The 19,628-nt window shown below is 63.9% G+C and carries 16 protein-coding genes; 3 read left to right on the plus strand and 13 right to left on the minus strand.

What is annotated here, in order from left to right:
- Positions 1-95: 95 nt before the first annotated feature.
- From LU684_RS26325 to plsB, 3 genes are all read right to left on the minus strand, one after another.
- Positions 96-785, minus strand: a complete 690-nt coding sequence (locus LU684_RS26325) for a DUF4197 domain-containing protein (protein WP_016485190.1) — start codon at positions 783-785, stop codon at positions 96-98.
- A gap of 33 nt (positions 786-818) precedes the next feature.
- Positions 819-1,217 (minus strand): YbaY family lipoprotein, encoded by a 399-nt coding sequence (locus tag LU684_RS26330; RefSeq protein ID WP_016485191.1) that lies wholly within the window; start codon positions 1,215-1,217, stop codon positions 819-821.
- Positions 1,218-1,293: 76 nt separating this feature from the next.
- Positions 1,294-3,780: a glycerol-3-phosphate 1-O-acyltransferase PlsB gene (plsB, locus tag LU684_RS26335; protein ID WP_016485192.1), complete on the minus strand. Its 2,487-nt coding sequence runs from the start codon at positions 3,778-3,780 to the stop codon at positions 1,294-1,296.
- 232 nt (positions 3,781-4,012) lie between these two features.
- Between plsB and LU684_RS26340 the strand changes: the two genes are divergently transcribed.
- Positions 4,013-4,222, plus strand: coding sequence for a cold-shock protein (locus LU684_RS26340; RefSeq protein WP_003252255.1), 210 nt, complete (start codon positions 4,013-4,015; stop codon positions 4,220-4,222).
- 122 nt (positions 4,223-4,344) lie between these two features.
- Here the strand turns inward: LU684_RS26340 and LU684_RS26345 are convergent, their stop codons facing one another.
- The 4 genes from LU684_RS26345 to LU684_RS26360 all read right to left on the minus strand — a co-directional run bounded on the left by LU684_RS26345 (position 4,345) and on the right by LU684_RS26360 (position 9,496).
- On the minus strand, positions 4,345-4,722 hold the full coding sequence (locus tag LU684_RS26345; RefSeq protein ID WP_095115726.1) for a hypothetical protein: 378 nt from the start codon (positions 4,720-4,722) through the stop codon (positions 4,345-4,347).
- A 17-nt stretch (positions 4,723-4,739) separates the two neighbouring features.
- On the minus strand, positions 4,740-5,552 hold the full coding sequence (locus tag LU684_RS26350; RefSeq protein WP_016485194.1) for a putative RNA methyltransferase: 813 nt from the start codon (positions 5,550-5,552) through the stop codon (positions 4,740-4,742).
- Positions 5,552-6,703: a succinyl-diaminopimelate desuccinylase gene (gene dapE, locus LU684_RS26355; RefSeq protein WP_016485195.1), complete on the minus strand. Its 1,152-nt coding sequence runs from the start codon at positions 6,701-6,703 to the stop codon at positions 5,552-5,554. The genes LU684_RS26350 and dapE overlap by 1 nt, the downstream gene beginning before the upstream one ends.
- A gap of 201 nt (positions 6,704-6,904) precedes the next feature.
- A complete protein-coding gene (locus tag LU684_RS26360) occupies positions 6,905-9,496 on the minus strand; it encodes a glycosyltransferase (RefSeq protein WP_060517537.1) in 2,592 nt (863 codons plus the stop codon).
- A gap of 119 nt (positions 9,497-9,615) precedes the next feature.
- Here LU684_RS26360 and tcdA point away from each other — a divergent pair, with 119 nt between their 5' ends.
- Complete coding sequence (tcdA, locus tag LU684_RS26365) at positions 9,616-10,425, plus strand: tRNA cyclic N6-threonylcarbamoyladenosine(37) synthase TcdA (protein ID WP_161775553.1); 810 nt, start codon at positions 9,616-9,618, stop codon at positions 10,423-10,425.
- Between the two features lie 49 nt (positions 10,426-10,474).
- On the opposite strand, the gene LU684_RS26370 is transcribed toward tcdA, so the two are convergent.
- The 4 genes from LU684_RS26370 to LU684_RS26385 form a co-directional block, all read right to left on the minus strand.
- Positions 10,475-10,885, minus strand: a complete 411-nt coding sequence (locus LU684_RS26370) for a SufE family protein (protein ID WP_016485198.1) — start codon at positions 10,883-10,885, stop codon at positions 10,475-10,477.
- Positions 10,882-12,087, minus strand: coding sequence for a cysteine desulfurase (locus tag LU684_RS26375; protein ID WP_232895214.1), 1,206 nt, complete (start codon positions 12,085-12,087; stop codon positions 10,882-10,884). Before LU684_RS26375 ends, LU684_RS26370 begins: the two co-directional genes overlap by 4 nt.
- 77 nt (positions 12,088-12,164) lie before the next feature.
- Entirely contained in the window at positions 12,165-13,199 is a 1,035-nt protein-coding gene (gene dapD / locus LU684_RS26380) for a 2,3,4,5-tetrahydropyridine-2,6-dicarboxylate N-succinyltransferase (RefSeq protein ID WP_023047675.1), read from the minus strand.
- A 31-nt stretch (positions 13,200-13,230) separates the two neighbouring features.
- Positions 13,231-13,578 (minus strand): ArsC family reductase, encoded by a 348-nt coding sequence (locus LU684_RS26385; protein ID WP_031311924.1) that lies wholly within the window; start codon positions 13,576-13,578, stop codon positions 13,231-13,233.
- A 333-nt stretch (positions 13,579-13,911) separates the two neighbouring features.
- Between LU684_RS26385 and LU684_RS26390 the strand changes: the two genes are divergently transcribed.
- A complete protein-coding gene (locus LU684_RS26390; RefSeq protein WP_023047678.1) occupies positions 13,912-15,558 on the plus strand; it encodes a Na+/H+ antiporter in 1,647 nt (548 codons plus the stop codon).
- Positions 15,559-15,677: 119 nt separating this feature from the next.
- Here the strand turns inward: LU684_RS26390 and dapC are convergent, their stop codons facing one another.
- Positions 15,678-16,874, minus strand: a complete 1,197-nt coding sequence (dapC, locus tag LU684_RS26395; protein ID WP_016485204.1) for a succinyldiaminopimelate transaminase — start codon at positions 16,872-16,874, stop codon at positions 15,678-15,680.
- Positions 16,875-16,904: 30 nt separating this feature from the next.
- Positions 16,905-19,607 carry a [protein-PII] uridylyltransferase gene (locus LU684_RS26400; RefSeq protein ID WP_016485205.1) on the minus strand — a complete coding sequence of 901 codons (2,703 nt, stop codon included), beginning with the start codon at positions 19,605-19,607 and terminating at the stop codon, positions 16,905-16,907.
- Positions 19,608-19,628 lie beyond the last annotated feature (21 nt).

Consider the following 19,628-nt stretch of genomic DNA (forward strand, 5'->3'; position numbering starts at 1 on the left):
AGAGGCCGGGACAGCAAGATGAATTTTCATTTGCTGCACCGGCCTCTTCGCAGCACAAGGCTGCGCCTACGAGGGTACTGCGGCCGCGTTGCGGATCAGAGGGCGCCGAAGACCTTCTTGGCCAGGCTGGTAGCGGCCTGCGCCGGGTTCTGGCGAATGCTCTGCTCCTGCTTGCCAATCATCTCGAACAGGCCGTCCAGCGCCTTCTCGGTCACGTAGTTCTCGATGCTGGCGCTCTTGGCGTCGACCACGCCCAGTGCCACCGCCTGCCCGGCGAAGTTGTTGTACTGCTGGGCCAGGCCAACCTTGTCGGTAGCCTGTTTGACGATCGGCAGGAACTTGGCGCGGATCTGCTCGCGGCTGCTCTTGTTCAGGTACTGGGTGGCCGAGTCGTCACCGCCGGCGAGGATGCCTTTGGCATCGGTCACGCTCATGTTCTTCACGGCATCGACCAAAATCGCCTGTGCCTGCGGCACGGCGGCTTCAGCGGCCTTGTTCATGCTGGCTTCCAGGGCATCGACCTGTTCACCTTTGCCGAACATTTTCATGGCCTTGGCCGCCTTGCCCAGCTTGCCCGGCAATTCGATGCGCACGTCCGGGTTGTTGCTGAAGCCACCCGGGGCGCTCAACTGCTTGACGGCGAGCTGCGCGCCCTGGGTCAGGGTATCTTTCAGGCCGCCAGTGGCGTCTTTCTGGCTCAGGTCGCCCAGCGACAGGGCCAGTGCGCTGGCCGATAGCAGCAGGCCGGCGCACAGGGTGGAAAAACGCAGGGAAGTGCGGATCATGAAGCTTTCCTTGTAAACAGATGAATACGGGTGTCAGCGAACCTGGTCGACCTTGATGCGTACAGATTTCGGGTCACTGCCGTCGAGCATGACACCATGGTGTTCGGTATTGATGAACAGCAGCTTGCCCTCCAGCTCGATGCGCGCGCTCACCGCATAGCGGTGGCCGGGTTTGACCTGGGCGGGGTCGTAAATGAGGTGGAATGGCAGCGGTACGTTGCCTTTGACCGGGCCGGCCTGGCGGGCCAGGGTCACGGCGGGGGCGTCCATCAGCGAAACGTCCTGCAGCTCCACGCTCAGGGTAGCGGCAGGCGGCAGGGCGATACGCTGCAGGTAGAAGACTTCACCGTCCAGGCTGGCCTGGTTGGATGGGGTTTGGCTGGAACAGGCTGCAAGCAGGGATGCGCAACACAGCATAAAGAGCTTTTTCATGGAATCTCCGGTGTCCTTGGGGCTGGCTTGTGGCCAACCCCAGGGACTTTAGCGGATTTTCCCCCGTGATGAACCGTCAGAGGGTCGAAGTTTCCAGGCCGTCGTCACGGTGCAGGGCCACCTGGCGGATCGACAGCCGCAGTTCGGCCGACAGCACACGCTTGGCCACGCCCTCGGCCAGCTCGCCAAGCTTGTCGTGATAACCCAGCTTGCCTTGCCCGTCGGCATGCAGCACGCCTTGCTGGAGCAGGGTCTGGATGAAGTGGCGGAACAGCGTCTTGTCGAAAAACTCTGGGGCATTCAGGCCATGCAGGATCGACAGGCGCTGGGCCATCATCACGCACAGGTCTTCCAGCCCTTCGGCGCTGAGGCTGTTCTGTCCGCTGTTGAGCAGCAGCGAGGTGGCCATGTAGAAGCGCTGCAAGGTCTGGGTGATGGTGCGGGCGAGCAGGGTCAGTAGCACGAACTGCCGCGAACTGGGCGCCGGGCGTACGTATACGTCGTTGTCCTGGCGTAGCAGGCCTTGTTCAACCAGCGCGGCCAGCCATTGGTCGATCACCTCGTCCAGTTGCTCTGGCGTCCAGCGCAGGAACAGTTCGGCCTGCAGGTACGGGTACAACGCGTGCACATACTGGCCCAGCAGTTCGCGGCTCATGCGCGAGCTGCTGAGGAAGAAGCTGGCCAGCAGCGCCGGCAGGGCGAAAATGTGCAGCACGTTGTTGCGGTAATAGGTCATCAGTACCGCATTGCCTTCATCCAGGTAGAGGATGCGGCCCAGGGCGTCCTTCTGCTCGGCCACCAGGTTCATGCTGCGCACGTGCTCGATCAGTGCCTGGCCGTCGCCGTCCGGCAGGGTGGTGTGCGGCGAGTACGGCACCTGGCGCAGCAAGGCCAGGTACAGGTCGAGTACACGGGTCAGGGCGCGTTCGTCCAGGGCCAGGCGGCTGGTGGACAGCAGCGCCAGGGCCACCAGGTTGACCGGGTTGATGGCGGCCGCCTCGTTGAGGTGACGGGCCACGGTTTCGCCCAGGCGGGTGGTGGCGTCGTTGAGCCAGGCCGGGCGGTACTGGGGGCCGTGATCCTGTTCACGCCAGCCGGGCTGTTGCTCATCGAGGAACCCGGCCAGGCGGATCGGTTCGCCGAAGTTGACGTAGACCTGGCCAAAGCGCTGCTTGAGCGCGCCAAACACCTTGAAGATGTCGAACACCGACTCCTTCTTTTTGCTGGCACCGCGCAACTCGCCCAGGTAGGTGCGGCCTTCGAGCACGCGCTCGTAGCCGATGTACACCGGCACGAACACCACCGGCGTGCGCGACGAGCGCAGGAAGCTGCGCAAGGTAATGGCCAGCATCCCGGTACGCGGCTGCAGCATGCGCCCGGTACGCGAGCGGCCACCTTCGACGAAGTACTCGACCGGAAAACCTTTGGTGTACAGAGTATGCAGGTACTCGTTGAACACGGCGGTGTACAGCGGGTTGCCCTTGAACGTGCGGCGCATGAAGAAGGCACCGCCACGGCGCAGCAGGTTACCCACCACCGGCATGTTGAGGTTGATGCCTGCCGCCACGTGCGGCGGGGTAAGGCCGTTGCGGAACAGCAGGTACGACAACAGCAGGTAATCGATGTGGCTGCGGTGGCACGGCACGTAGATCACTTCGTGGCCGGGAGCTATGCCCTGAACCTGTTCGATATGGTTGACCTTGATGCCGTCGTAGATCTTGTTCCAGAACCAGCTGAGCACCACTTCGAGAAAGCGGATGACCGTGTAGGTGTAGTCCGAGGCGATCTCGTTGCCATAACGCAGTGCCTGGGCTTCGGCCTTGGCCAACGGCAGGTTCTCGCGTTGGGCCTCGTCGGCGATGGCCTGGCGCACCTGCGGGGCATGGATCAGGCCTTTGACCAGGTTGCGCCGGTGCGAGATGTCCGGGCCGATGACGGCGGTCTTGAGGTTGCGAAAATGCACGCGCATCAGGCGCTGGGCCATGCGCACGGTGCGCTCGTGGCCCTTGTTGTGCTGCACCAGTTCGCGCAGGTGGATGGGGGCGGAGAACTGCACCCGGGTCTTGCGCCCCAGGATCAGCACGGTCAGCAGCCGGCGCAGGCGCCCGGTCACCGCCCAGCTGTCGGCGAACAACAGCTTCCATGGGCTGGATTCGCTGGCCGGGGTCTGCCCCCAGAACACGCTGACCGGAATGATCTGCGCATCTTCTTCGGCATGCTGGCTGACGGCAGCTACCAGGCGCTCAAGTGTGGGCGGGGCGCCGCTTTTGTCCTGGCGGCCGAGCCAGTCAGGGTCGGGGGTCAGGTAGAAGAACCCGGCCGGCTCCTGCAGTTGGCCGACCGCCACCGGCAGCACCGGGCGCGGCAGCCCCGCCTTGGTGCACTCGTGGTCGAGCACGGCCAGGTCGGTGAGCGCGGGCGAGGGCAGCGCATAGAACACCGGCCGGCTGCGGTCGAGGTTGAGGGTCATGGAAGACTGGTTGATGGTCTCGGAGCGCACCCACAGGTACAACAGGCGACGCAGGGCGCCGAAGATCAGGCGGCGCAGGGGGGAACGGGTCATGGGGTGTGTGCCCTGGGTGTGATTTTCAGGTGAGTATCCAGCTATTTAGTCTGCCGTATCGGCGTAAGTTCAGCAAAAATCGGCCAACTGCGGGACCGTCATCAATTTTTTTTGTTCTGTGTCATATACTCGGCCTGCCACTTGCAGGATATTTCAGCAAGCGGCGTTGGCACGGGGCCGTGAGCTCGTGCCTGCAAGGCGATCTTCACAATAAAAATCCGGAGTAGTTCAGATGTCGTCTCGTGAGACTGGGAATGTAAAGTGGTTCAACGATGCCAAGGGTTATGGCTTCATTCAGCGCGAAGGTGGTGCGGATGTGTTCGTCCACTATCGGGCGATCCGCGGTGAGGGGCATCGTACCCTGGTCGAAGGGCAGCGGGTGGAATACGCCTGCGTGCAGGGCCAGAAAGGCCTGCAAGCCGAAGACGTAGTAGGGCTCTGAGCCTCTAGTTTCAAGCCGTAGGAGCGGGCTTGCCCGCGAAGCAGCCACCACGGTGGCTGCCACGGGCATGGCCCGTGTTCGCGGGCAAGCCCACTCCTACAGAAACGAGCAACGCTGTATTTTCAGGTTGTGCGCCAGGTGATTTCCTCTTCACCGTCGGCGCTTATGCGCACCCAGCGGTCGGCATCTTCTTCGCCGTCTTCCTCTACCCAGCCACCCGGCGCGCAGCGCACTTCCACACCCAGTGCGGCAAATGCAGCGCGGGCGCAAGCGACATCATCGGCCCATGGCGTCTGGTCGCTTTCCAGGTACAGGCTGTTCCATTTCCCTACAGCCTTGGGTAACCAGGTGACCGGAATGTTACCGACCTTGCATTTGAATGTCTGGCCTTTCTGCTGCCAGTCGCTGCATGGGCCAATCGCCTGGGCGAGCCACTGGGCAATCTGCTTGTGGTCGACGTCGGCGTCCTTCAGGTAAATCTCGATATCTGGTTGGCGCATAAGGGCTCCGGGTGTGCTCAGTCTTGGCGCACGAAATAGTCATAACGCATGGAAACCGTAACCTCGAACGGCTCGGGCTGGTCGATCACCCGGGCGCGTTTTTCGGCGCTGGCGCGCCAGCCGTGCGGGGTCATGGCGAGCAGGTCGGCGCGCGCCTTGGGCACGGCCAGGTTCAAGCGGAACTCGAGGGTTTCGCTATGGGCGTGGGCCATGCCTTCGGGGACGAGGGCCAGGTGCTTGTCGTCGGCGTAAGGGCGTACTTCATCGTAGAGCACCTCACGCAACTCCATCAGGTGGCCGCTGGTCGGGCCGACCCGCATCAGGCCGCCGCCGGGGCTGAGCAGGCGCTTGGCTTCGGCCCAGTCCAGCGGGCTGAACACGCTGGCGATGAACTGGCAACTGGCGTCCGCCAGCGGCACGCGGGCCATGCTGGCGACCATCCAGGTGACCTGTGGCGCGCGGCGGCAGGCACGCTTGACCGCCTCGCGGGAGATGTCCAGGGCATAGCCCTCGGCAGCTGGCAGCGCCTGGGCGAGCAGCGCGGTGTAGTAGCCCTCGCCGCAGCCGATGTCCAGCCAGGCGCCGGGCCGGCGCTCGGCGGCAAGCTCGGCCAGCCGGTGGGCGACAGGGGCGTAGTGGCCCGCGTCGAGAAAGTCGCGGCGGGCCTCGACCATGGCCTGGTTGTCACCCGGGTCGCGGCTGTTCTTGTGCTGCACCGGCAGCAGGTTCAGGTAACCTTGGCGCGCTCGGTCGAAGCGGTGACCGGCCGGGCACATCACACTGTTGTCGAGCCGGCTCAGCGGCGCCTGGCAAAGAGGGCAGGCGAGCATCAGGCGAGCAACCGAACCAGGGTCTGGTAGTAGATTTCGGTCAGCAGGTCGAGGTCGCTGGCCAGAATCCGCTCGTCCACCTGGTGAATGGTGGCGTTGACCGGGCCAAGCTCGACCACTTGGGTACCCATGGTGGCGATGAAGCGGCCATCGGAGGTACCCCCGCTGGTAGACGGCTGGGTGTCGCGGCCGGTGACGCCCTTGATGCTGTGTGCGACCGCGTCGAGCAGTTCGCCCGGTTCGGTGAGGAACGGCAGGCCTGAAAGCGCCCAGTCGATCGACCAGTCCAGTTCATGCTTGTCGAGAATCGCCGACACTCGCGCCTGCAGGCCTTCGACGGTCGACTCGGTGGAGAAGCGGAAGTTGAACAGCGCGGTCAGCTCGCCCGGTACCACGTTGGTGGCGCCGGTGCCGGAATTGAGGTTGGAGATCTGGAAACTGGTCGGCGGGAAGAACGCGTTGCCTTCGTCCCAGTGCTCGGCTGCCAGTTCCGCCAGGGCCGGGGCGGCCAGGTGGATCGGGTTGCGTGCCAGGTGCGGGTAGGCCACGTGGCCCTGCTTGCCGCGCACGGTCAGCTTGGCACCCAGCGAACCACGGCGGCCGTTCTTGACCACGTCACCCAGCAGGGTGGTGCTGGAGGGTTCGCCGACGATGCACCAGTCCAGGCGTTCGTTGCGTGCTTTGAGGCGCTCGACCACTGCCTTGGTGCCGTGGTGGGCCGGGCCTTCCTCGTCGCTGGTGATCAGGAAGGCGACCTTGCCGCGGTGGTTCGGGTAGTCGTGCACGAAGCGCTCGCTGGCGATCACCATGGAGGCCAGGCTGCCTTTCATGTCGGCGGCGCCACGGCCGCAGAGCATGCCGTCAGCGTCGATCAGCGCTTCGAATGGTTCGTGCTGCCATTGCTGCACCGGGCCGGTGGGCACCACGTCGGTGTGGCCGGCAAAGCACAGCACCGGGCCGTCCTGGCTGCCGTGGGTGGCCCAGAAGTTGTCTACGTCTTCAATGCGCATCGGCTCGAGCGCGAAGCCCACGGCGCCCAGGCGCTTCATCATCTGCGCCTGGCAGTCGGCGTCGACAGGGGTGACCGAGGGGCGACGGATCAGGTCGCAGGCCAGTTGAAGGGTAGGCGAGAGCTCGGCAGGGGCCGTCATGGGGGACTCCGGGGCAAGGCAAGGCGGGGAAATCTGAGGGGCGTTATCTTATATCAAACCGATGTGGCAGTGGGGCCGCGTTGCGGCCCATTCGCGGCACAAGGCCGCTCCCACAGGTCATGCACATCCCTGATGGGCTGCGGTCATCCTTGTGGGAGCGGCCTTGTGCCGCGAATGGGCTGCAAAGCAGCCCCGGCAATCTCACGCCTGCTGCGCTTCGGCAGCCTTCTCCACTGGCTTGGGCAGCGAAGACAGCAACGCCATCACCAGCGCTGCCACATAAGGCAACGACTGCACCAGCAACATCGCCACCCAGAAGCGCATGTCCGAACTCGGCAGCCCTTGCACCAGGTAGATACCCAACGCCGCGCCCCACAGCAGCAACATGATGAACAGCTCTTCCCGCGCTTCGGAAAGTGCCACCAACAGCCCATGGCTGTCGGCATTCTTGGGCGTGCGGAAAAACGGCATGCTGCTGGTGAAAAAGCCGTAAAGCACCGCCTTGGCAATGGTATGCGACAGCGCCAGGCCGGCCAGCGCTGCGGCGAAGGCGTCCTTGAGGTTGACCCCCACCGCACGGCGGTAAAGGAAAATGATCTTGCCGACCTTGAAGAAGAACAGCGCCAGCGGCGGGATGGCGAAGATCATCAGCGGCGGGTCGACGCGGTGCGGCACGATGATCATTGCCGCTGACCACAGCAGCGCACCGATAGTAAAGAAGATATTCATGCCGTCGGCGACCCACGGCAGCCAGCCGGCCAGGAAGTGGTAGCGCTGGCCACGGGTCAGCTCGCTGCCCTTGCCGCGCAACAGGGCACTGGCGTGGTGTTTGATGATCTGAATGGCGCCGTAGGCCCAGCGGAAGCGCTGCTTCTTGAAATCGATGAAGGTGTCAGGCATCAGGCCCTTGCCGTAGCTGTTGTGGGCGTAGGCGGCCGACAGGCCTTTCTCGAACACGCGCAGGCCCAGCTCGGCGTCCTCGCAGATGCACCATTCGGCCCAGCCCAGCTCTTCCAGTACCGTGCGCCGGGTCATGGTCATGGTGCCGTGCTGGATGATTGCGTCACGGTCGTTGCGGGTGACCATGCCGATGTGGAAGAAGCCCTTGTACTCGCTGTAGCACAGCTTCTTGAAGGCGCTTTCGTGCTGGTCGCGGTAGTCCTGCGGCGACTGCACCACGGCAATTTTCGGGTCGGCGAAGTGCGGCACCATGTGCTTGAGCCAGTTGCGGTCGACGCAGTAGTCCGAGTCGATCACCGCAATCACCTCAGCGTCCTTGGCCGTGTGCGGGATCAGGTAGTTGAGCGCGCCGCCCTTGAAGCCGGCCAGTGGCGCGACGTGGAAAAACTTGAAGCGCTCGCCGAGCTTCTCGCAGTGAGCCTTCAGCGGCTCCCACACGGCCGGGTCCTTGGTGTTGTTGTCGATCACCAGCACTTCGTAGTCGGGGTAGTCCAGCGCGGCCAGGGCGTCGAGGGTCTGCTTCACCATCTCAGGTGGCTCGTTGTAGCACGGCACATGCACCGATACCTTGGGCCGGTAGGCGCTGTCGGCCTGTACCGGCAGGAACTCGCGTCGGCGCTTGTGTATCCATACGGCCTCGGCCAGTTCATGGGCCTCGGTAAGCAGCACGATGAACACGCCCAGCGCGCCAAGAGCAAGCAGTACGCCCACGGTCAGGCTGAACCAGGTGCTGTACTGCTGGCTGTAGTCGTAGGCAATCCACACCAGTACCGACCCGCACAAAAAGGTGATGAAGGTCAGGAATGTGCGGCCGCGCTGGCGCAGGGCCGAGCCGTCGATGAACAGCACCATCAGCGCAATCATCGCCAGCACCACCGAGGCCACCGCCAGGGCTCGCCACTGCGGGATCGCCACCACGGGCCCATCGAAGTTGAATTTTTGCTGACGCTCGGCGTTGTACACGCCCCAATAGGCGCCTACCGAGCCTTCGTCGCTAGCCTTCCACGGCTGGTCATAGGCTTCGATGACAAAGTAGTTGTAGCCACGGCGGTTGAGGGTATTGACCAAGGTGCGCAGGTAGATGGCCTGGTCGGCCTGGCTGGCATCGGCACCACCGCGCATGCGGCCGTTGCTCGGCCAGCCGACCTCGGACAACAGCAGGGGTTTGCGCGGGAACTGGTGCTTCAGCTCCCGGGCGCGGTCGAGCACGAACTCGACCGAATCCTTCATCGGGACGAATTCCCAGTAGGGCAGGATGTGCGCGGCAATCAGGTCGACGTGCTTGGCGATCTCCGGGTTTTCCTTCCAGATGTGCCATTGTTCACTGGTGGTCACCGGTACCTTGACGGCTGCGCGTACCCGGTCCAGGTATTTGATCAGGTTTTCCGGGGTGACTTCTTCACGGAACAGCGCCTCGTTGCCGACCACTACCCGCACCACGCTGCGCGAGGTGTTGGCCAACTGGATGGCCGTGGCGATTTCGCGCTCGTTGCGTTCCAGGTCCGGGCTGATCCAGATCCCCAGCGTCACCCGCAAGCCAAACTCCTCGGCCAGGCGCGGGATGTCGGCCTGGGTGCCCTCCACGGTATAGATTCGGATGCTGTCGGTCAGTTTGCTCAACTGCTCCAGGTCCTGGCGCATCTCGTCGTCAGTGGGGTACTGGCCCTTCTGCGGGCTTTCACCCAGGCGGAACGGCGAATACGAAAAGCCAGAGATCTGTTCTGGCCAGGCAGGGGCGGAGACCGGGCGGTTGATCAGTGCCCAGAACCCGGTGAACAACGCGGCGATGGCCAGCACCACAACCAGGTTCAGGCCGAATTTACGTGAAGACATTGTCGTCCATTTGTGTCGAAGTGATAGGACATTAAAGCAGGGTTAGTAGTCTCTTTCCTAACGATGCAGGCCATGGGCCCGCTGGCATATAATGCGCGCCGGTTTTTTGGGGTATGAACATGAGCACAGAAGATCCACGCTTCGCCGGCGTTGCCCGGCTGTATGGCGACCAGGGGCTGCAGCGCCTGGGGCAGGCCCATGTGGCTGTGGTCGGTATTGGCGGGGTAGGGTCCTGGGTGGCTGAAGCGCTGGCCCGCAGCGGCGTGGGCGAAATCAGCCTGTTTGACCTGGACGACGTCTGCGTCAGCAACACCAACCGCCAGGCCCATGCCCTGGAAGGCCAGGTGGGGCGGCCCAAGGTCGACGTCATGGCTGAACGCTTGCGTGCGATCAACCCGGCATGCACGGTGCATGCGGTAGCGGACTTCGTTACCCGTGAAACCATGGCCGAGCATATCCACGAGCACCTGGACTGTGTGATCGACTGCATCGACAGCGTCATGGCCAAGGCGGCGTTGATTGCCTGGTGCCGGCGGCGAAAGATTGCCATCGTTACCACGGGTGGCGCTGGTGGGCAGATCGACCCGACCCAGATCCAGATCGCCGACCTGAACAAGACCTTCAACGACCCACTGGCCTCGCGGGTGCGCTCCACCTTGCGCCGCGATTACAACTTCTCGCGCAATGTCAGCCGCAACTATGGTGTGCCGTGCGTGTTCTCCAGCGAACAGCTGCGTTATCCCAAGGGTGATGGCAGCGTTTGCCTGCAAAAAAGCTTTGTAGGGGAGGGGGTAAGGCTGGACTGCTCGGGTGGCTTTGGTGCAGTGATGATGGTGACCGCGACCTTTGGCATGGTGGCGGCGAGCAAGGCGATCGAGAAATTGGTGGCGGGTGCGCGGCGGCCTTCGGAGCGGATCAAGCCTGAGTAATCATGCACAGGCCACCTCGCTCCTACAGGGAGCAGTGTATGCCTTGGATTTAGTGGTTGGACGCCAACTCCGCCATTCGCTGCAACACCGCATGCAGCCCATTGCTGCGTGACGGGGACAGCTGGCGCTCTAGCCCCAGTTGGGTGAACCACTCGCGCAGATCAAGCCTGGCCAGCTCTTCACTGGTCAGCCCCTGCACCCGCACCAGCAACAACGCCAGCAGCCCGCGCAACAAGCGTGCATCGCTGCTGGCCTTGAACCGCCACTGCCCATCGACGAGTTCGGCCATCAGCCACACCAGGCTTTCGCAGCCATGCACCCGGTTGGCTTCGGTCTTGTCAGTCTCGGCCAGCGGCTCCAGGCGGTCGCCCCACTGCATCAGCAGCCGGGCGCGCTGTTCCCAGCCCTTGCCCTGTTCAAACGCTTCCAGCGCCTGGCGCGCCTGTTCCGGCATGCTCATCGCAGCAACTCCAGGCCCTGATCAAGCGCAGCGAAGAAGCGCTGCAAGTCGTCGCTGTCGTTGTACAAGCCCAGCGATACACGGATTGCGCCCTCCAGCCCCAGCCCTTGCAAGAGCGGCATGGCGCAGTGGTGTCCGGCACGCACGGCTATCCCTTGCTCGGTGAGCAGGTGGGCGATATCTGCGTTGTGCACGCCCTCGATGACGAAGCTGGCCAGCGCCGCCTGCGGTGCCCCCAATACCCGCACGCCCTCACGGTCAGCCAGGCCGCGCAGCAGGCGCTGGTGCAGGCTGGTTTCGTGGGCTTCGACAGCCTGGACGTCGAGGCTGGCCAAATAATCCAGGGTCGCCCCCAGGCCTATCACCCCGGCGATTGGCGGCGTACCCGCCTCGAACCCCAGCGGTGCAGGGCGAAAGCTGGCGCTCTGGTACTCGGCCAGTTGCACCATCTCGCCACCGAACTGCCAATGGCGCAGCAGCTCCAGCGCCCGAGTGTGGCCGTACAGCACGCCAACCCCATCCGGGCCGTACAACTTGTGGCTGGAGAACACATAGAAGTCGCAGCCCAGTTGCTGCACATCGTGGCGACCATGCACCACGCCCTGGGCACCGTCGACCACGGTCAGCGCGCCTTGTGCGCGGGCATGGGAAAGCAGGGCCGGCAGCGGTTGCCAGGTACCCAGTACGTTGGACAGCTGGCTGACGGCGAGCACCCGGGTGCGCGGGCCTATCAGTTGCAGTGCCTGGTTCAGGTCGATGCGGCCAAAGGCATCCAGCGGCAGTATCACCAGGCGCAGGTTGCGCCGGCGTGCCAGCTGTTGCCAGGGCAGCAGGTTGGCATGGTGCTCCAGCGCGCTGATGGCAATTTCGTCACCGGCTTCGAAGCGGTGCTCAAGGCCGTAGGCCAGCAGGTTCAAGGCCGAGGTGGCACCGTGGGTGAACACGATCTGCCGTGAGTCCGCAGCATTCAACCAGGCGGCGACCTTGTCTCGGCTGGTTTCGAAAGCCTGGGTCGCCAGTGCACCGGGCAGGTGCTGGGCACGGTGTACGTTGGCCGCGCCATGGCTGTAGTAATGGCTCAAGGCATCGATCAGGGCTTGCGGCTTTTGGGTGGTAGCGGCGCTGTCCAGGTAGGTCTGGTGCTGCCGTTGCAGGGCGGCGATGGCGGGGAAGTCGGCACGCCAGGGGGAGGGCTGGAACATGTTCACGGGGCCTGGAATGAAAATCGGGTCTGGCGTGGTGCCAGACCCGATCTTAACATTTCAAACGCCAAGCATGCTCAGTTGTGAGCGTGCAGCGCCTCGTTCAGCTCGATGGCCGACTTGTGGGTCTTGCATTCTACCGCGCCATTCAGCGAGTTGCGGCGGAACAGCAGGTCAGTCTGGCCGGCCAGGTCGCGGGCCTTGACCACCTTGACCAGCTCGTTGTTCTCGTCCAGCAGGTTCACCTTGGTGCCAGCGGTGATGTACAGGCCGGCTTCAACGGTGTTGCGGTCGCCCAGCGGAATGCCGATACCAGCGTTGGCGCCGATCAGGCAGCCTTCGCCCACCTTGATGACGATGTTGCCGCCACCGGACAGGGTACCCATGGTCGAGCAACCGCCGCCCAGGTCGGAACCTTTGCCAACGAATACGCCGGCGGACACGCGGCCTTCGATCATGCCCGGGCCTTCGGTGCCCGCGTTAAAGTTGACGAAGCCTTCGTGCATGATGGTGGTGCCTTCGCCGATGTAGGCGCCCAGGCGCACACGGGCGGTATCGGCGATGCGCACGCCGGCCGGGACCACGTAGTCGGTCATCTTCGGGAACTTGTCCACCGAGAACACTTCCAGCAGCTCGCCCTTCAGGCGCGCTTCCAGTTGCAGCTCGGCCAGTTCGGCCAGGTCGACCGCGCCCTGATTGGTCCAGGCTACGTTCGGCAGCAGCGGGAAGATGCCAGCCAGGCTCAGGCCGTGTGGCTTGACCAGGCGGTGCGACAACAGGTGCAGCTTGAGGTAGGCCTCTGGGGTGGAGGTCAGGGCAGCGTCTTCGGCCAGCAGGGTAGCGACCAGCGGCTTGTGGCTTTCGGCCAGGCGGGTCAGCAGGGCGGCCTGGGTCGCATCCACGCCTTTCAGGGCTTCGGCCAATTTCAAGGCCTGGCCGTTGCTGAAGGCGATGGCCTGGTTGCCACCTTCGTAACCGAGAACAGGGGCTACAGCGGCAACCAGCTCGGCGCTCGGGTTGAGCAGCGGTTGCGCGTAGAACACTTCCAGCCAGGCGCCCTGGCGGTTCTGGGAGCCGACACCGAAGGCCAGGCTGAACAGGGTATTGGACATGTGATTACCTCGTGCGAAATAGGGTGGGGGCTCAGGCCAGGGCAGCGGCGTACAGGTCCGGCTTGAAGCCGACCAGGGTGCGCGCGCCAAGGTCCAGCACCGGGCGTTTGATCATCGACGGCTGGGCCAGCATCAGCTCGACGGCCTTGGCCTGGTCGAGGTCTGCCTTGCTGGCGTCGTCCAGCTTGCGGAAGGTGGTGCCGGCACGGTTGAGGATGACTTCCCAGCCGTGTTCGTCGCACCAGCGGTTCAGGCGGTCGCGGTCGATGCCTTGGGTCTTGTAATCGTGAAATTCGTAGGCGATGGCTTTGTCTTCGAGCCAGGTACGCGCTTTTTTCATGGTGTCACAGGCTTTGATGCCGTAGAGCGTGTAGGTCATTGTGTACATTGGGGTTACAAGTCGCCCCAATCTCTCCGTCTTTCGATGTCAGTCGCGGGATTATGCGGGAACGAAACAGTGAGCGCCACGGGTGTACTTGCCCTGAGCCTTGCAGCGCCCATGAGATCGAGCGCCGCGCGGGCGGCGCTCGATCTCATGGGCGCTGCAAGAATCAAGGCCTGCGCCTTCTGAAGTATCATCATGTTACATATTCCGCCGTCACCTGCGACTATCGTGCAGCGGCCCCGAACCGTCGGTCGCCGCTAACATATTGTTTCAATGGCGATGGTTCGCCTTGCTACCGTTTCTGGTTCACAAAGGAAGCTTTCCCGGATGCAGTCCGCCTACACCGTCCTCATCCTGCTGACGCTGGTCAGCCTGTCGAAGCTGGTCGGCCGCATGATCCCGCTGCCCTTGCCGCTGGTGCAGATCGCTGCCGGTGCCTTGCTGGCCCTGCCGACACTGGGGCTGCATGTGGCCCTGGACCCCGAGTTGTTCCTGTTCCTGTTTTTGCCGCCCCTGCTCTTTGCCGACGGTTGGCGCATCCCCAAGCGTGAGTTGTGGCGCATTCGCGGGCCAGTGGTGGCGCTGGCCGTAGGGTTGGTGCTGTTCACTGTGGTCGGGGCCGGCTATTTCATTCACTGGCTGCTGCCGAGCATCCCCCTGCCGGTGGCTTTCGCCTTGGCGGCGGTGCTGTCGCCGACCGATGCCGTGGCGGTTTCGGCCATCGCCCAGGACCGCCTGCCCACCCCGCTGATGCACATGCTGCAGGGGGAGGCCCTGATGAACGATGCATCGGGCCTGGTGACCTTCAAGTTCGCCCTGGCGGCGGCGATCACCGGGGTGTTTTCGCTGGCCGATGCCAGCTTCAGCTTTGTGCTGGTCGCGCTTGGCGGTCTGGCGGTGGGGGTGGGCCTGAGCTGGCTGGTCGGCCGCCTGCGCGCCTGGATGATCGCCCGCGGCTGGGACGACCCGGCCACCCACGTGGTGTTCATGCTGCTGCTGCCGTTCGCGGCCTACGTGCTGGCCGAGCGCCTGGGCGTTTCAGGCATCCTTTCGGCGGTAGCGGCCGGCATGATGCAAAGCTGGCTCGACCTGCTGCCACGCCAGACCAGCACCCGCCTGCTTAACCGGAGCGTCTGGTCGTTGCTGGAGTTCGCCTTCAATGGCCTGATCTTCCTGCTGTTGGGCCTGCAGTTGCCAGACATCATCAAGGCGGTGGTCAGCCACGAAGCCACCGTGTGGCCGACCCTGGCCTACCGCTGCCTGGACGTGGTGGCGATCTTTGCTGCACTGATCCTGCTGCGGTTCATCTGGGTGCAGAGCATCTGGCGGTCGATCGGCGTGGTGCGCCGCTGGCGCGGCAAACCGGCGCTGGTGCTGATGCCTACGGCGCGCTCCTGCTGGCTGCTGACCTTGGGCGGTGTGCGCGGGGCGGTGACCCTGGCGGGTGTGATGTCGGTGCCGTTGCTGATGGGGGCGGGCAAGGCCTTCCCTGAGCGTGATTTGCTGATTTTCATTGCCGCCGGGGTGATCCTGCTGTCGTTGATCAGCGCCTGCATCGCGCTGCCGATATTGCTGCGCGGGGTGACCAAGAGCCCGGACGAACGCTTGCACCAGGAGGTGCAGGAAGCCTGGCGGCGCACGGCCGAGGCAGCGATTCATGCCCTGGAAGCAGAGGAGGTGATCGACGCCAATGCCCCGCAAGATGCTGCGCAGGCGACCCTGGCGACCGAGCTGAAGGCACGGTTGATGGCTGAGTATCGGGATGAACTGGACAGCTACAACGACAGTGCCGAGGCCAAGGCCCTGGCCGAACAGATGGACTTGCTGGAGCGGCGTTTGCGCTTGCGTGCGCTGAGGGCGCAGCGGCTGGAGCTGTATAACCTGCATCGCCAGCACCAGGTGGGCGATGAGGTGGTGCGGCAGGTGCTTGGGGAGCTGGATATGAGTGAGGCCAACCTGGGGCAGGTCAAGTAGATCTCCTTGTTGCCATTCGCGGGACAAGCCCGCTCCCACAGGTCCTCCATTTGAGGTTGCTGGAGGCCTGTGGGCGCGGGCTTGTCCCGCGAATGGGGCGCACAGCGCCCCCAGCTCAATTAGCGGTTTTGCAGGAAGGCACGAATCCGCTCTGCCGCCTCGATGCACTCGGCCAGCGGTGCAACCAGCGCCATGCGTACGCGCCCGGCGCCTGGGTTCACACCCTCCACTTCACGCGACAGGTACGAGCCTGGTACCACGGTCACATGCTGGGCTTCGAACAGGTCGCGGGTGAATTCGGCATCGCAGCCCGGCACCTTGGCCCACAGGTAGAAGCTGCCATCCGGGCGCTGCACGTCCAGCACCGGCTGCAGGATGTCCAGCACGGCATCGTATTTGGCGCGGTACTGGTCGCGGTTCTCGCGCACATGCGCCTCGTCCTGCCACGCGGCAATGCTGGCCAGCTGGGTTTGCACCGGCATGGCACAGCCGTGGTAGGTGCGGTACAGCAGGAACGGCTTGATGATCTTGGCGTCGCCAGCCACAAAGCCCGAACGCAGGCCCGGCAGGTTGGAGCGCTTGGACAGGCTATGGAACACCACGCAGCGGGCAAAATCACTACGGCCAAGCTCGGCGCAGGCGGTCAGCAGGCCCGGTGGTGGCGCATCTTCGTCGAAGTACAGCTCGCTGTAGCACTCGTCGGCGGCGATCACGAAGTCGTGTTCGTCAGCCAGGGCAATCAGCTTTTTCAGGGTGTCCATCGGCACCAATGCACCGGTGGGGTTGCCCGGCGAGCACAGGAACAGGATCTGGCAGCGCTTCCACACGTCCGCCGTTACGGCATCGAAATCGGGGTTGAAACCGTTGCTTTCCAGGCAGGGCAGGTAGTGCGGTGTTGCCCCGGCCAGCAGTGCTGCGCCTTCGTAGATCTGGTAGAACGGGTTTGGGCTGATTACCAGGCCGTCATCTGCACGGTTGACCACCGCCTGGGTGAAGGCAAACAGCGCTTCACGGGTGCCATTGACCGGCAGGATGTGCTGCTCGGCATCCAGCCAGCCGGCCGGCACACCAAAACGCTGCTCGCACCACTGGCCGATGGCCTGGCGCAGGGCCGGCACGCCGATGGTGCTGGGGTACACCGCCAGCTTGTCGAGGTTGTCGGCCATGGCCTGGGCCACGAACGCCGGCGATTCATGCTTCGGCTCACCGATCGACAGGGCGATGGCGCGTTTGTCCGCCGCAGGCTTCACGCTGCCCAGCAGGGCGCGGAGCTTTTCGAACGGGTAGGGCTGAAGCTGGGTCAAGGCATGGTTCATCGGCGCAAGGTCTCGTCAATCGTCTAATCGTTAAATGGTCACGCGGGTCGGGCTGGTGTCGCTACCTTGGCCGGCTTGTAGCTGCTGCACGATGGCCTCCTGCAGGCGGCTGCACAGCTGCGGGTCGGACAGCGGCTGGTTGTCGGCATCAGTGATGAAGAACACGTCTTCCACCCGTTCGCCCAGAGTGGCGATCTTGGCGTTCTGCAGCGACAGGTCGAACTCCAGGAAAATGCGCCCCAGCCGGGCCAGCAGGCCCGGGCGGTCGGGTGCGGTGATTTCGAGGATGGTCACTGGCCGCTGGGCATCGTTGAGGATGGTCACCTGCGGCGGGAAGTCGAAGTGCTTGAGCTGGCGCGGCACCCGGCGCTGGATGATGGTCGGGTAGTCTTCAGGGTTGCGCAGCGCTTCGGTCAGGCCATCGCGAATCTGCTTGACCCGCTGCGGGTTGTCGCCGATCGAGCCGCCGTCGTTGTCCAGCACAATGTAGGTGTCGAGGGTGAACTGGCTGCTCGACGTGATGATCCGTGCGTCATGGATGTTCAGGTTCAGCTGCGACATGGCCGCCACCGTCACGGCAAAGAAATCGTGCTGATCGGGGGCGTAGATGAAGATCTGCGTGCCGCCTTCGAACTCCCGCTGGGTGGTTTCCTTGATCAGCACCAGGGGCCCGCCATCAGCCGGTTGCTGCAGGATCGCATCCGTATGCCAGGCTACGTCGGCGGCGGTGTGCTTGAGGAAGTAGTCATCACCCAGTTGCGACCACAGCTGCTCGACGTCGTCCGGGTCGGTACCCTCGCGCACCAGAATATCCAGTGCTGAGGACTGCGTCTGGCGGATCTGCTCTTCGCGGTCCAGCGGGTTTTCCAGGCCGCGGCGCAGGGCGCGCTTGGTCTCGCTGTAGAGCTGGCGCAACAGACTGGCCCGCCACGAGTTCCACAGGCTGGGGTTGGTGGCATTGATGTCGGCCACGGTCAGCACGTACAGGTAGTCCAGGCGCGTCTCGTCGCCCACGTGCAGGGCAAAGTCGTTGATTACCTGCGGGTCGGACAAGTCCTTGCGCTGGGCTGTGGTCGACATCACCAGGTGGTTCTGCACCAGCCAGACGATCAACCGGCTGTCCCAGGCCGGCAACTGGTGTCGCTCGCAGAACTTCTTCGCATCCACCGCGCCCAGCTCGGAATGGTCGCCCTGGCGACCTTTGCCGATGTCGTGGTAAAGGCCGGCAAGGTAGATCAGCTCGGGCTTGGGCAGGCGCCCCATCAGCTTGCTGGCCAGCGGGAATTTCTCGGACACCGGTGTGTATTGCAGCTTGCGCAGGTGCTTGATGAGGTTGAGGGTGTGTGCATCGACCGTATAGATGTGGAACAGGTCATGCTGCATCTGCCCGACGATCAGGCCGAACTCCGGCAGGTAGCGGCCAAGGATGCCGTAGCGGTTCATCCGCCGCAGGTTGCGGTGGATGCCGATTTCGCACTTGAACAGCTCGATGAACAGGCTGGTGTTGCGGATATCGGTGCGGAAAGTGTCGTCGATCAGGTGGCGGTGCTCACGCAGCAGGCGCACCGTATCGGCGCGCACGCCCTTGATTTCCGGGTGCTGGGCCATCAGCACGAAGATTTCCAGCATGGCGAACGGTGTGCGCTTGAACACGTTCGGGTGGGTGGCCTCGATATAGCCGTCGTGCAGGCGAAAGCGTGCATTCAGCGGTTGGGTGGTGCCGCTGTCTTCGTCGGCGAGGATGACCTCTTCGAAGTGCTGGATGATCAGGTCGCACAGCTGGCTGATGCTCATCACCACCCGGTAGTACTGCTGCATGAACTGCTCGATTGCCCGCTTGGGGTTGTCGTCGCTGTACCCAAGCAGCGCGGCGAGGCTGCGCTGGTGGTCGAACAGCAGGCGGTCCTCGGCGCGACCGGCCAGCATGTGCAGGGCGTAACGTACCTTCCACAGAAAATCCTGGGACGAGGCCAGCAGTTCGTTCTCGCTTTCCAGCAAGAAACCTTCGCCGGCCAGGGCGTGCAGGTTCAGGGTGCCGTACTGGCGGCGGGCCACCCACAGTACCGTCTGGATGTCGCGCAGGCCGCCTGGCGAGCCCTTGACGTTAGGTTCGAGGTTGTACTCGGTGTCGTTGTACTTGTGGTGACGGGCCTTGAGTTCGGCGCGTTTGGCCAGGAAGAAGTCTTTGCTCGGCCACATGTGCGCGGTGCTGGTCACCTCCAGCATGCGCTGACGCAGGGCCTCGGGGCCGGCGATGGTGCGGCTTTCCATCAGGTTGGTAATCACCGTCAGGTCCGCGCGGGCCTGTTCGGCGCACTCGTCGACGGTGCGCACGCTCTGGCCCACTTCCAGGCCGATGTCCCACAGCAGGGTGAGAAAGCGTTCGATGGCGTCGCGGTATTGTTCGTGCTCGGCGGCGCCCAGCAAAATCAGCAGGTCGATGTCTGAATGCGGGTGCAACTCACCGCGCCCGTAGCCACCCACCGCGACCAGGGCGATGCCATTCTGGTCGCCCCAGTCGAACTGGTTCCACGCCTGTTGCAGGATATTGTCGACGAGCCAGGCGCGGGCTTCGATCAGTGGACGGATATCGTCGCCACTGCGGAAACGCTTGTCGAGCACCTCGCCGGCCTGGCGGATGGCTTTCTTGAAGGCGGCGATGGGGCTCGCCTTGAGGGCCAGTTCCGCCTGGAACTGGCCGCGGTCGAACAGCTCGGGGTCCACCTGGGGCATCGCGTCACGTTCCTGTCGTCG

This window comes from Pseudomonas sp. NMI542_15 (assembly GCF_021283425.1).
Lineage (GTDB): Bacteria > Pseudomonadota > Gammaproteobacteria > Pseudomonadales > Pseudomonadaceae > Aquipseudomonas > Aquipseudomonas fortuita.